This is a genomic window from Croceicoccus pelagius, assembly GCF_001661915.1.
GTDB lineage: Bacteria > Pseudomonadota > Alphaproteobacteria > Sphingomonadales > Sphingomonadaceae > Croceicoccus > Croceicoccus pelagius.
On record NZ_LYWY01000038.1, the window covers coordinates 24,011 to 36,160 of the forward strand.

Annotated in this window: 10 protein-coding genes; 1 reads left to right on the forward strand and 9 read right to left on the reverse strand. The window is 62.4% G+C overall.

Annotation, left to right across the window (positions count from 1 at the left end; all coding sequences use genetic code 11):
• Positions 1 to 2: 2 nt before the first annotated feature.
• From A9D15_RS11335 to A9D15_RS11370, 8 genes are all read right to left on the reverse strand, one after another.
• Positions 3 to 1,751, reverse strand: coding sequence for a bifunctional protein-serine/threonine kinase/phosphatase (locus tag A9D15_RS11335; RefSeq protein WP_066765117.1), 1,749 nt, complete (start codon positions 1,749 to 1,751; stop codon positions 3 to 5).
• 91 nt (positions 1,752 to 1,842) lie between these two features.
• Positions 1,843 to 2,673, reverse strand: coding sequence for a formate/nitrite transporter family protein (locus A9D15_RS11340; RefSeq protein ID WP_066765102.1), 831 nt, complete (start codon positions 2,671 to 2,673; stop codon positions 1,843 to 1,845).
• 25 nt (positions 2,674 to 2,698) lie between these two features.
• Positions 2,699 to 3,928, reverse strand: coding sequence for an alginate export family protein (locus tag A9D15_RS11345; protein ID WP_066765107.1), 1,230 nt, complete (start codon positions 3,926 to 3,928; stop codon positions 2,699 to 2,701).
• A 344-nt stretch (positions 3,929 to 4,272) separates the two neighbouring features.
• Positions 4,273 to 5,958, reverse strand: a complete 1,686-nt coding sequence (locus A9D15_RS11350; protein WP_066765109.1) for an ABC transporter ATP-binding protein — start codon at positions 5,956 to 5,958, stop codon at positions 4,273 to 4,275.
• 29 nt (positions 5,959 to 5,987) lie between these two features.
• Positions 5,988 to 7,043, reverse strand: coding sequence for an ABC transporter permease (locus tag A9D15_RS11355; RefSeq protein WP_082924440.1), 1,056 nt, complete (start codon positions 7,041 to 7,043; stop codon positions 5,988 to 5,990).
• Between the two features lie 36 nt (positions 7,044 to 7,079).
• Complete coding sequence (locus A9D15_RS11360; protein ID WP_216634393.1) at positions 7,080 to 8,510, reverse strand: CmpA/NrtA family ABC transporter substrate-binding protein; 1,431 nt, start codon at positions 8,508 to 8,510, stop codon at positions 7,080 to 7,082.
• A gap of 226 nt (positions 8,511 to 8,736) precedes the next feature.
• Positions 8,737 to 9,939 carry an ABC transporter substrate-binding protein gene (locus A9D15_RS11365; protein ID WP_066765111.1) on the reverse strand — a complete coding sequence of 401 codons (1,203 nt, stop codon included), beginning with the start codon at positions 9,937 to 9,939 and terminating at the stop codon, positions 8,737 to 8,739.
• Positions 9,936 to 10,517, reverse strand: a complete 582-nt coding sequence (locus A9D15_RS11370; protein ID WP_066765113.1) for an ANTAR domain-containing response regulator — start codon at positions 10,515 to 10,517, stop codon at positions 9,936 to 9,938. The genes A9D15_RS11365 and A9D15_RS11370 overlap by 4 nt, the downstream gene beginning before the upstream one ends.
• Positions 10,518 to 11,328: 811 nt before the next feature.
• On the opposite strand from A9D15_RS11370, the gene A9D15_RS17160 reads away from it, so the two are divergent.
• Positions 11,329 to 11,631 (forward strand): DUF7684 family protein, encoded by a 303-nt coding sequence (locus tag A9D15_RS17160; RefSeq protein WP_188656331.1) that lies wholly within the window; start codon positions 11,329 to 11,331, stop codon positions 11,629 to 11,631.
• On the opposite strand, the gene tnpC is transcribed toward A9D15_RS17160, so the two are convergent.
• The coding region (tnpC, locus tag A9D15_RS11375) for an IS66 family transposase (RefSeq protein WP_156521688.1) at positions 11,580 to 12,150 on the reverse strand (571 nt) is incomplete at its 5' end. The genes A9D15_RS17160 and tnpC overlap by 52 nt on opposite strands.

A 12,150-nucleotide genomic window follows, 5' to 3' on the forward strand; every position in this document is an offset into this window, starting at 1 on the left:
CGTCAAAAGAGGCCGAGGTCCGGCCTCGTCAGAATGGAAATGGCAAGCGCGATGGCGAGCATGATCGCCGCGATGCGCCAGTGCCGCGTCGTCCCCCGCTCGATCAGCGGGCGCATGTCGGTGACGAGCGCGGAATTGGGGTGCGAAAGATCGTAGGTGAACTCGCTCAATTCCGAATAGCGGTTCGCCGGATCGATGGCGCAGGCCTTGGCGATGGCTGCATCCATCCAGCGGGGCACGCGCTCGTTGATTTCGGTGATCGGGCGGTAGCGCAGCTTCTTCTGCTCCGCCCAGGTGGTCGCATTGGCGATGCGCGGGCCATAGGGCAGTTCGCCTGTCAGCAAGTGATAGGCGATCGCTCCCAGCGAATAGATGTCGCTCTGCGCGCTGGCTTCCTCGCCGCGATAGACTTCGGGCGCGGCGAACTGGACGGTTCCGGCACAGGCCGCCTCGCCCGCAGTGCCGGGGGCCGTCTCCTCCAGCCCCGCGACCACGACCGAGCCGAAGTCGATGATCTTCACCGTCCCGTCGGTGTCGAGCATGACATTGTGCGGTCGCAGGTCGCGGTGCACCATTTCCTTGCGGTGGAGCGCCAGCAGGCCCGATGCGATCTGGCGTACGATGTCGCGCACGACGGGAAGTTCGGGTTCGGGATTGTCGGCCAGCCACTCGTCCAGTGACTGTCCTTCGACATAGCGCGACACCGCATAGACATGGCCTCGCGTCCGCCCGCTGCCCGAGGGCGCGGAGACGAGGTTCTGGTGCGCGGTGCGGCGAATCGCCCATTCCTCTAGCATGAGGGCAGCAACCTGTCGCTTGTCGGTCGCGGTTTCGGTCGTCGGCGTCTTGATCGTGACCCGCTCGCCCGTTTCCTCGTCGCGGGCGAGATAGACCCGGCTGCGCGCACCGGAATAGAGCACGCGCAGGATGCGATAACCCTCGAAGCTCCGCCCCGCCTCCAGCGGCGGTGCGGGCGGCAGCGCGGTCTGTTCGCCCACCAGATCGCCGACCTCGCCCGCGGGCAGCGCGTCGATGCGGATGACCTGTGCGGTGAGGTTGTCGTCGGCGCCCCGTTCCAGCGCGGCTTCGCACAGGGCCGATGCCGCCTTGTCGGGCGTGGCGGCGTCCTTGACGAGCCGCACGATGGTGCCCGCGTCCAGCACTTCGTGGATGCCGTCGCTCGTCATCACGAAGACGTCGCCGACCTGCACCGGCACCTTGCGATAGTCGATGTCGACTTGCCGCCCCACGCCCATGGCGCGTGCAAGGTAGCTCTGGTTCGATCCGATCGAGATGCGGTGCGCCTCGGTCAGGACTTCCAGATCGTCGCCGGAAATCCGCGCGACCTGGCAGTCGCCGATGTGAAAGACGTGCGCGCTGCGCGATTTGATCACCAGCGCCGACAGCGTGCAGACAAGACCGCTTTCGCGCGTTTCCTCGCTGATGCGGATGTCGCGGCGGTTGCGCGAATACATCCAGCCGTTGGTCGCCGCGATGACGCGTTCACCCGAGGTGCGGACAGACCATGCCGCCGATGTCGAGAAATAGTCGTTGAGGAAGCTCTTCACGGCGGTCTCGGCGGCTTCTGCGCCAAGCCTGCTGGTGGATATCCCGTCAGCCAGCGCGAAGGCGGCTCCCTTGGCGGTGAGTTCCTCACCTTTCGGCACGAGCGCACCGTGGAAATCCTGATTCTCTGGCTTGGTGCCGGACGTCGAATGCTGGCCGAGCGATATGGCGATGTGTTTGCTCATCGTCCGGCCAAAGCCAGCTTCGACATCGAGAAAGGAATGGCGGGAAAGGCCCATTTGCGACGATGCCCTACCTTGTCCCGCCATTCCGCACTCAGGCAGCGATCTTGAGGTCGGCCGGCTGGCGCGACTTCGAAGTACGATAGTGCGTCGAGTAGAGCATCAGGCCAACGAAGGTCAGGCCGCCGACAAGATTGCCGAGAACGACCGGGATCTCGTTCCAGACGAGGTAGTCAACGATCGAGAAGTCGCCGCCCATCATGAGGCCCGAGGGGAACAGGAACATGTTCACGATCGAGTGTTCGAAGACCATGTAGAAGAACAGCATGATCGGCATCCACATGGCGAGGATCTTACCCGAAACCGAAGTCGAGATTGTGGCACCCACGACGCCGGTCGCGACCATCCAGTTACACATGATCGCGCGGACGAAGATCGTCAGCCAGCCAGCTGCGCCATAGGCGGCGTAACCGACGGTACGGGCTTCACCCATCGTCGCGAACTTCAGGCCAACGGGGTTGGTTTCCGCGGCAAAGCCATAAGTCCAGTAGATCGCCATCATGACGGCAGTGGTCAGTGCGCCGGCGAAATTGCCGGTGAACACGAGACCCCAGTTGCGCAGCACACCGCCCCAGGTGCAGCCCGGACGCTTGGCCCAGACGGCGAGCGGGGCAAGGACCATAACGCCAGTCAAAAGGTCGTAGCCCAGCAGGTAGAGCATGCAGAAGCCGACCGGGAAGAGGACGGCCCCTGCCAGCTGCTGGCCTGTCTGGACGTTGATGGTAACGGCGAACGCGGCGGCAAGGGCCAGGATGGCACCGGCCATATAGGCGCGGATCAGGGTGTCCTTGGTGGACATCATGATCTTGGCTTCGCCATTGTCGATGAGCTTCGGCACGAATTCCGAAGGCGCAAGGTAGGACATCTCACGTACTCCTTTTCTTCAGTTTTCAGTATGCGAAGCTCACCTGGATCCAGAGCTTCTGGGTATCGGCGCCGAAGTCTTCGGCATCGTAGTTGGCGTACTTCACGAGGAAGGGATAACCGCCGAGCTTGAAGCCCAGCGTCGCGTCCCACTCCTCGCCGTAGTCGAGCCCGCCGACATCGCTTTCGAACTTGTGGTAGGTGACGCCCGCAGTGACGCCCTTGAAGGCGTAACCGAGCGAGCCGTAGTAGTCCTCGATGCCGGTGTTCGGCGTGTTGAGGAACAGGTCGGCAAAACCGTTGAAGGCATGCAGCGTCGCCATCGGCGTGGCGAAGCCCTTGATGCCGTCATCGCTGCCCAGCTTTTCGTAGCCGGCCTTCAGCGCAACGCCTGCGACCGCGGTGCCCAGTTCGGCATTGATGTAGTCTGCCGAGTAGTCGACCGGGTTGTCGCCGTAGTCGCTCTGCCTGGCATAGCTGGCGAGGAAGTTCAGCTTGACCTTGGGGCCGACCGGAAGCGCACCCGTGGCGATCGCACCATAGGTCTGGCTGGAGGTGCCAAGGGTCGGCTCGTCGATGTCGTAGTCGAGCAGGTAGGCAAAGCCGGTCACGTCGACGCCCGCGACTTTCAAACCTGCGTTCAGGAAGACATGGTCGCCGTCGAACGCAGTGCGCGCGCCTGCATCGGCGCCGAAGATCGTGCGCTGCGAGATGGAGTAGGTGGCATCGACATAGGCCGGGCCGAACTTGGCGGTCGCGCGGACAGCGTCGAAAGTCTGTTCGTTCTGGCGCCAGCCAACGTTGCCGACGAAGCGGGCGTTGCCCAGCACGATGCGCTGGCGGCCCACCGTGACCGAACCGAACTTGCCCGCATAACCGACCTGCAACCGGTTGAGTTCGACGCTCTCCGGATCGGCGACGACCGAGTACGGTTCAGCGCCAAGGTAGCCGTTGTTGCCTGCAATCGTGTCGTTGTAATTGTCGACCAGCGCGAGCGTTCCTTCGGCTTCTGCCAGGACGGAAAAGCCGCTGGCCTTCAGCTCTGCGCCTGCGACCATGCCGATGGTCAGCGCGTCGGCGTCGAGGCCGAGATCGTCCTGCTCGACCATTTCATAGCGAAGCACACCGCCGATGATCGGGTCGAGCGTCACGCCCTCGCCGATGGTGACCGGATCGCCTGCCTTGGCGTTGGCCGTGCCGCCGATGCCCAGCGCCGCGCCCGAAACCGCTGCTAGCAGAAGTACCTGTTTCCTCATTGCACTTACCTCCATGAAACCGGGCACATTCCCTCATGGCCCGGCGTGGGTCCTGAAACTGGTGCAAGGCATCGTTGCCCCGCGCTGTGGGTGAGAGCGCGGGCAGCATTGCCGCGCTTCTGTTCAGGGCCGCGTGGAGGCAGGCGCCATTGCCTGTCCCTGCCCCGCATGCGGCGGGGCGCAGCTTTGTTGTCCGGGCCGCGAAAACGTCGCGGCCCGAGGTCGGGCTGGAAGAGGTCCCGGCCGGATTTCCCTGTCTCGTCAGGCCGTCTTGCGCGACCCTTCGGGGTCAGGCCGCCTTGGCAGCAGGCCCGTGCCCAAAGCTTCCAATGGCAGCCGTCAACTTAGGCAGCCTTTGCCGCCGGACCATGGTCATATTCGGCAAGGAAGTGCAGGACCTCCTGGCGGTATTGGTAGAACTTGGGGTGCTCCAGCAGCGCCTTGCGGTCGCGCGGGCGCGGCAGATCAACCTTCAGCACCTTGCCGATCGTGGCATTGGGGCCGTTGGTCATCATCACGACACGGTCGGCCAGCAGGATCGCCTCGTCCACGTCGTGCGTGACCATGATCGCGGTGACCTTGGTGCGGTTCCACACTTCGACCAGCACGTCCTGAAGGTCCCAGCGGGTAAGCGAATCCAGCATCCCGAACGGTTCGTCGAGCAGTAACAAGCGCGGGCTCAGCGCAAAGGCGCGGGCGATGCCGACGCGCTGGCGCATGCCGTTGGACATTTCCGCCGCCATCTTTTCTTTCGCATCGCCAAGCCCAACCCGATCGAGATAGTAGTCGACGATATCGCGGCGCTCGGCGCGCGAGGCGTGGGGGTACACCCGTTCCACGCCGAGCGCCACGTTCTGCCTTGCCGTCAGCCAGGGCATCAGGCTGGGTGCCTGGAACACCACGGCCTTGTCGGGACCGGCCGCCGAAATCTCGCGGTTGTCGAGCACGATTCCGCCGCCGCTGATCTCGTTGAGGCCGGCGGCCATCGTCAGCACGGTCGACTTGCCGCAGCCAGAGTGGCCGATGAGCGAGACGAATTCGCCCTTGTCCATGATGAGGTTGAAATCGTCGACGACCTTCAGCGGGCCATTGGGCGTGGGATATACCTTGTCGAGCTTGAAGAATTCCAGATAGCGGTTCTCGACGTTGGTCTTGCCCGCTTCCTGATAGGCCTTCGGAGGCGGCGCGAGGTCGAGCGGGGTGACTCCCGGCAGCTGCGCCGCGCTCTCGCCCACGGTCGAACTTTCGGCGTTCAGCGCGGACAGGTATTTGACGATGCGGCCGCGCAGGGCCTTGAAATGATCGTCGTCGTTCACCGCCTCGCGGTCGCGGGGGCGAGACACATCGACTTCGAAGATCTTGCCGATCCGGGCAGCGGGCGAAGGGGTGAGCACCGCGACCCGGTCGGCAAGAAGAAGGGCTTCGTCGACGTCATTGGTGACGAGGATGATCGTGCGCTTTTCCTCTTCGCGGATACGCTCGATCTCGTCCTGCAGCTTGGCGCGGGTGAGCGCGTCCAGCGCCGAGAGCGGTTCGTCAAGCAGGAGGATTTCCGGCTCCATCGCCAGTGCGCGGGCAACCGAGACGCGCTGGCGCATGCCGCCCGAAAGCTGGGCCGGCTTGCGATCCATCGCATGGCCCAGGCCAACGAGTTCGACCTTCTGCTTCACCAGCGCGGCGCGCTCTGCCTTCGAACGGTCCTTGTGAACCGCGTCGACCGCCAGTTCGACGTTCTGCTTCACCGTCAGCCACGGGAACAGCGAGTAGGATTGGAACACGAGACCACGGTCGCGGTTGGGCCCGTCGATTTCCTTGCCGCGCAGCAGGATGCGGCCCTCGTCGGGCTCTACCAGACCCGCGACGGTCGAGATCAGCGTAGTCTTGCCCGCACCGGAGAAGCCGAGGATGGCGATGAACTCACCTTCGGCAACGTCCAGCTCGATACCGTCCAGCACGTCGGTCGTGCCGCCGGTCTTGCCGGTATAACTCTTCTTCACGCCCTGAAGCGAAAGTATCGGCTGCTGTTCCATGGCTCTTGCTCCTGTCCGGATTGCAGCGATCAGATCGTGCGGTTCTTCGACACCAGCCCCTGCAAGCTCATCATGATCCGGTCGAGACCGAAGCCGATGAAGCCGATGACGACGACGGCGAACATGATGCGGGCAAGCGACTGCGAGGAACCGTTCTGGAACTCGTCCCATACGAACTTGCCGAGACCGGGGTTCTGGGCGAGCATTTCAGCCGCGATCAGCACCATCCAGCCCACGCCCAGCGACAGGCGCATACCGGTAAAGATGTAAGGCAGCGAGGCAGGTAGGACGAGCTTGGTCAGCTTCGCGAAAGTGCCCAGCTTCAGCACGCGGCCCACGGCCAGCAGGTCCTTGTCGATGCTAGCGGTGCCGACGGCGGTGTTGATCAGCGTCGGCCAGAGCGAGCAGAGCATGACGACGAGAGCCGAGATCACGAACGCCTTGGGCAGCAGCGGATCTGCGCTGGTGATCATGGCCGAAATGACCATCGTCACGATCGGCAACCATGCGAGCGGGCTGACCGGCTTCATGATCTGGATCAGCGGGTTGATCGCGGCGTTGAACTTGGGGCTGAGGCCCGCAGCAAGGCCGATCGGCACGGCGACCAGCGTTGCGAGAATAAAGCCGAGCGCCACGGTCTTCAGCGAGGTGAAGATCTGGTCGAGGAACGTCGGCGGACCGGCGTAGGAAAATTCACGAACGCCGCCCGGATTGCCCGACGCGATGGCCGAGGCATTACGGGCGTCCTGGTCGGCGTAGAACTGGCCTTCGGCTTCCTTGGCGGCCGACCATTCCTCGGTCAGGGCGATGCCCTGCTCGAAGACCTCGACCGGCCCGGGAAGCGCCCCCAGCGAAGTATCGACCTGCGGTGCGAGCACGGCCCACAACGCGAGGAAACCGAGGATGCCCAGTGTCGGGGCGATAAGCCCCTTGGCAAAGGCCACCGCCTTGGAAACAGCCGGGTTCGGCTTTTTCTCAGTCGCTGATTCCGCTTCTGGCACGGCGACCTTGCCGGCGACCGAGCTGGCTGCGGCCTCAATCGTCGGGGTGTCAGGGTCGTGCGCGTCTGCGAATACGGTTGCCATGATCGATACTCCGAATGGGGCGTTGGTCGGGCGTTCTTACTTCACGCCAGCCGCGGTTACGGTCTGGCCTTTCTTCAGGCCGATCGGGAACTTGGCGAGGTAGGCGTTGGGCGTCTTACCATCGAAGGTGATGCCATCGATGAAGCCGCCCTGTTCGCCGCGGAAACCGTCGGTTTCGGGAACCGAGCCGGCCGGGATCACACCGTCCTCGACGAGCTTGTTGGCAGCGGCGAGGTACAGGTCGGGGCGATAAACGGCCTTGGCCTGGTCGAAGTACCACTGGTCTTCGTGATCGGCCGGGATCTGGCCCCAGCGGCGCATTTGCGTGAGGTACCAGATCGCGTCGGAGTAGTACGGATAGCCTGCGAACTTGTCGAAGAAGATGTTGAAGCCCGGCGCGTCGCGGGTATCGCCCGGCGCAAAAGTGAACTTGCCGGTCATTGAGGCGGCGATCACGTCGTAGTCGGCGCCGACGTAGTTGGACTGCGACAGGATCTTCACTGCCTCAGGGCGGTTCGCGCCGTTGTCGGCATCCAGCCACTGCTGCGCACGGATCATGGCGCGCAGGATCGCGGCGGTCGTGGCCGGATACTTCTCGGCAAAGTCCTTGCGGATGCCGAAGACCTTTTCGGGGTTGTCGTTCCAGATCTCGTCGTCGGTGATCACGGGAACGCCGATCTTCTTGAAGACGGCGGCCTGGTTCCACGGTTCACCCACGCAGTAACCTTCGATCGTGCCGGCCTCCATCGTGGCGGGCATCTGCGGCGGCGGAGTGACGGACAACTGGACATCGGCTGCAACAGTGCCGGCAACGTCGCCGTCGGTGTAGTAGCCAGGGTTGAGGCCGCCAGCGGCGAGCCAGTAGCGAAGCTCGTAGTTGTGGGTCGAGACCGGGAAGACCATGCCCATCTTGAACGGCTTGCCCTGTTCGTTGCGCGACTTCACAACAGGCTTCAGCGCGCTGGCGCTGATCGGGTGCTTCACCTTGCCGCCTTCCATCGGAAGGTCGCCCTTGATTTCGTCCCAGACCTTGTTCGACACGGTGATGGCGTTGCCGTTGAGGTCCATCGACAGCGGGGCGATGAGGTCAGCCTTGGTGCCGTAACCGATGGTCGCCGCGATGGGCTGACCGGCGAGCATGTGCGCGCCGTCAAGCTGGCCGCCGATCACGCCGTCGAGCAGGACCTTCCAGTTCGCCTGCGCTTCGAGTTCGACGTTGAGGCCTTCTTCGGCGAAGAAGCCCTTTTCCTTCGCAATGGCGAGCGGGGCCATGTCGGTGAGCTTGATGAAGCCCAGCTTCAGGTTCGGCTTTTCGATCTCGCCGCCAGCGGACGCGGCCTGAACCGCACCTTCGCCTGCGCCTTCCGACCCGCTCGACCCGCAACCGGCCAGAGCCACCGATGCCAGCATGGCCACGACGACGCCGCGTCGACCGAATTTCATTCCCTTGAGCCCGAAGTCAGCCATTGTACCCCATTTCCGTTCCGTCCAGCGCAAAAACGAAAAAAGCCGCCACGATCGAACCCTGTGAAAGGGGGATCGGGCGGCACCGTTGCCACGCAATGTCTGCAATATGCGACGAGGGTTCGAACAAGCTCCCCAACCTTGGGAAGCGAACCGTCTCGTTGCCCCTTATGAGTAAGCGATTCGCCGCACCTGCGTAAAGCGATTTTTGCAGTGCAGCAGTATTTTCCTACTGGTCGAGACTGCTGAGGTATGCCTCAAGCTTTTCAGGATCAAAGGTTTTTCCATCGAAGAATTTATCGGGCGAAAGGACCAGACGGCCCTGTTGTGCACTCACACCAAGCGGTGCGGCGATGCCGCCCTCGACCTTCGAGCTCGCACCCGGAAGCGGCGAATCCCGGCCCGAAAGCGCGGCGCGGTAGATGTCGGGGCGGAATACGGCCATCGCCTTTTCCGATGCCTCGCGGTCGAACCCGCGCCTTTCCCAGCGCATCATCTGCGCATAAAGCCAGCCCGCCTGGCTAACCCATGGGAAGTTTGCCGCCTCGCGGAACTGGAACATGAAATCGGGGTAATGGATAAGCTCGCCGCCTTGCTGCAGGCGCAGGCGATCCGAGATCGCATGATGGATCAGAGCCGGGTCTGCGCCGACATATTCTGGCCGGGCCAGTATTTCGGCGTTGGCCTCCCAGTTCGCCGGATCAACGAAATGCTCGCCCGCACGGCGCATCGCGACGATCAGCCGCTCGAAGGCGTCGCGCTTTTCTTCCAGCTTGGCGGTCGGCACGGCGAGAACTTTTTCGACGCCGCGCCGCCAGATCTGCGCGGTGGTGAGCACAATGCGTCCCACTCCGCGCTCGACCGAAACCGAATTCCACGGCTCACCCACGCAAATCCCGTCGACCTCGCCTGATTCTAGTGCGTCGGCGGCGTAAGGCGGGGCCACGGTGACGATGTCGATGTCACGATCGGGCCGAATTCCGCAGGCAGCCAGCCAGTATCGCAACATGTAGTTATGGCTGGAATGGCGATGAACGACGCCGAAGCAGAGCCTGCGACCCGAAGGCTCGACCACTTTGGCCAGACGCTTGCCCACCTCTTCCGCATTCCCAAGCCCACCTTCGGGCTGAAGCTTCCCGGCAAGGTCGTTCGAAACGGTGATGGCATTGCCGTTGAGACCCAGCACGAACGGCACTGACAATGGCCGCGCCGGTCGCCCGATGCCTAGCGTTGTCGCGATGGCCAGCGGGGCCAGCAGATGCGCGGCATCGGCATGGCCGTAAAGTAGCCGGTCCAACACTGTCGCCCAGCTCATGTCCCGCAGAAATTCCAGATTTAGCCCTACTTCCTCTGCGAAGCCATGCTCCTTCGCCAGAATCGGCAGCGCCGCATCGACAAGCGGTAGGAAGCCGATGGTCAGCGTCTCCGTCATGCGGCACCTCCCAGAATTTCCTGTGCCATGACAAGGGCTTCGGCCACTTCCGCTATCCTCTTGCTGCTCCGCATCGCCTGACTGCGCAGCTCCTTGTACGCCTCAGGCTCCGACAAGCCCTTGCTGTTCATCAAAAGCCGCTTCGCACGATCGATGTTTTCACGTTCGGCTAGCTGTCCACGCGCCTCGGCAAGGTCACTTTGCATGCGTGAGAATGCATTGAACCGACGGACTGCGACATCGACCAACGGACGGATACGGCCTGTTGAAAGACCATCGACCACATAAGCCGAGACACCGGCGTCGATCGAAGCTGCAATTGCATCATCGTCACTCTCGTCGACGAACATGGCTATAGGTTTTGCAAGTGCGCGACTGACCGCAAAATACTCTTCGAGCACGTCACGTGATGGATTGCCGAGATCGATAAGGACCACATCCGGCTGGATCTCATCCATCCGAGCCATGAGACCAAGGCGTTGTGTTATGACGAAAATTTCGCAATCGGGGAGATCGGCGAGGCCATCCTCGATAATCGAGGCTCGCATCTCACTTTCATCGACGATCGCAATTCGCATTCGTGCTTTGTGCAATGCACAATGCCGCTTGGCAAGCGCGTTGGCTGGCCAGCGATGCGCAAGAAGGGAAAGGGCTGCCTTTTGGAGGCAGGCTTAAGCCGGGGCAATCTTATCGAAGCAGAATGGCGCATTTTGAGTGACTTGCTGCCAATCGAGCCCGAAAAAATGTCCGCAATTGGGGTCGTTAGCTGCCCGTCCGGTCCTGGCACATCGTTAGCTCGGTGAAAGCGTCGTCAGAGGGGTGGAAAGTGGTCATTCGCTATCGAACGCTTTTGCCGCGCGTTTCGCTTTGCGACGTTCTGCTTCCCGCAGCCTCTCACTATCCCAAAACTTTCTCTGACGCCTCGCCCATCGCCAATTTGCGATGGCGAATGGCCACGGTGCCCACAGGCCAAAGAAAATCATCCAGCCACCAAACCCGTCGTGCAAGAGATATGGGCTGCAAGGGTAGGCGAACAACATGGCAATTCGCGTTGACCGCCGCGCGCTATATTCGTCCAAAGGTATCCCAGTGCAGGCTGCAACAAATTGCGAGTTGAGCGCCGCGAAAAGCACGCCCACGAAGACTGCGGCTACAGGCCACCAGCGTGTGAATGGAATGCCCGAACCAATCTTTCTAAAATGCCGCTCTTCGTCGGTAAGTTTGCGTCGCCCCATGCCCGCTTTTCGCATTGGATCGTTGTGTCCGCAATTGGGTCGTTAGCGGCTGGTCTGCTTTCTGGTGACGCCGCACCCGGCTTGGAGGTCGCAATTGGGGTGGAAAGCGGGCATACGAGGTTGCTGCTTGAAGCCGTGCTCGTAAGCTGAGCACATGAAACTGGAATATGTGCATCTAGGCCCGAACGAGGCTCCCCCGCAGCTTCCAACCGGTCCACTTCGAGTGGTTATCGTATCGGAGGTTAAAGTCAGCGATGACTGGCGAAATAGCATCGCCCGATGGTTGGTGGACGGCGGCTGCCTCTATGCGGTCGCTTGGGGAAAAGAGTGTGAAAAGTGGCACGACGCCGTAGATTGGGCGGTGCTTGAAACTTTCGACTTTGGCGACATTCGTAAGCGCTGTTTTCAGCTCACGTCGGCCCAGGGCATGAGTTCGCTGACGCGGTTGGCCGGGTGACCGTTGGCGAGGCTCGAGAGAGTGGCGGTCAACCAGGCGTTCGGATCGATACCGTTCAGTTTGCAGTTTTCGATGAGCGTGGCGATCACCGCCCAGTTGTCGCCGCCTTCGTCGGAACCGGCGAACAGCGCATTTTTGCGATTGAGGGCGAGCGGGCGGATGGAGCGCTCGACGGTGTTGTTGTCGAGATCGATGCGGCCATCATCAAGGAACCGGAGGAGGCCATCCCACCGGGTGAGCGCATAGCGGATCGCTTCACCGAGCCTGCTCTTGGTGCTGACCTGCCGGGCACGGGTGTCGAGATACTGGTGGAGATCGTCCACAATGGGCCTGCTCCGTGCATTGCGGACGGTCTGGCGTTGCCGCGCCGACGATCCCCGCACCTCGTCTTCGATGGCATAGAGTTCGGCGATGCAGCGCAGCACATCTGATGCGACCGGCGAGCTGTCTGCCAGTTCGTAGAATTTGCGTCGCACATGCGCCCAGCAGAACGCGAGGGTCACGTCGCCGCGACGGCGG

Excerpts from the sequence above, each read along its gene's own strand:
- A9D15_RS11335 (WP_066765117.1), bottom strand. The coding sequence starts at position 1,751 with ATGAGCAAACACATCGCCATATCGCTCGGCCAGCATTCGACGTCCGGC.
- A9D15_RS11340 (WP_066765102.1), bottom strand. The coding sequence starts at position 2,673 with ATGTCCTACCTTGCGCCTTCGGAATTCGTGCCGAAGCTCATCGACAAT.
- A9D15_RS11345 (WP_066765107.1), bottom strand. The coding sequence starts at position 3,928 with ATGAGGAAACAGGTACTTCTGCTAGCAGCGGTTTCGGGCGCGGCGCTG.
- A9D15_RS11350 (WP_066765109.1), bottom strand. The coding sequence starts at position 5,958 with ATGGAACAGCAGCCGATACTTTCGCTTCAGGGCGTGAAGAAGAGTTAT.
- A9D15_RS11355 (WP_082924440.1), bottom strand. The coding sequence starts at position 7,043 with ATGGCAACCGTATTCGCAGACGCGCACGACCCTGACACCCCGACGATT.
- A9D15_RS11360 (WP_216634393.1), bottom strand. The coding sequence starts at position 8,510 with ATGGCTGACTTCGGGCTCAAGGGAATGAAATTCGGTCGACGCGGCGTC.
- A9D15_RS11365 (WP_066765111.1), bottom strand. The coding sequence starts at position 9,939 with ATGACGGAGACGCTGACCATCGGCTTCCTACCGCTTGTCGATGCGGCG.
- A9D15_RS11370 (WP_066765113.1), bottom strand. The coding sequence starts at position 10,517 with ATGCGAATTGCGATCGTCGATGAAAGTGAGATGCGAGCCTCGATTATC.
- A9D15_RS17160 (WP_188656331.1), top strand. The coding sequence starts at position 11,329 with ATGAAACTGGAATATGTGCATCTAGGCCCGAACGAGGCTCCCCCGCAG.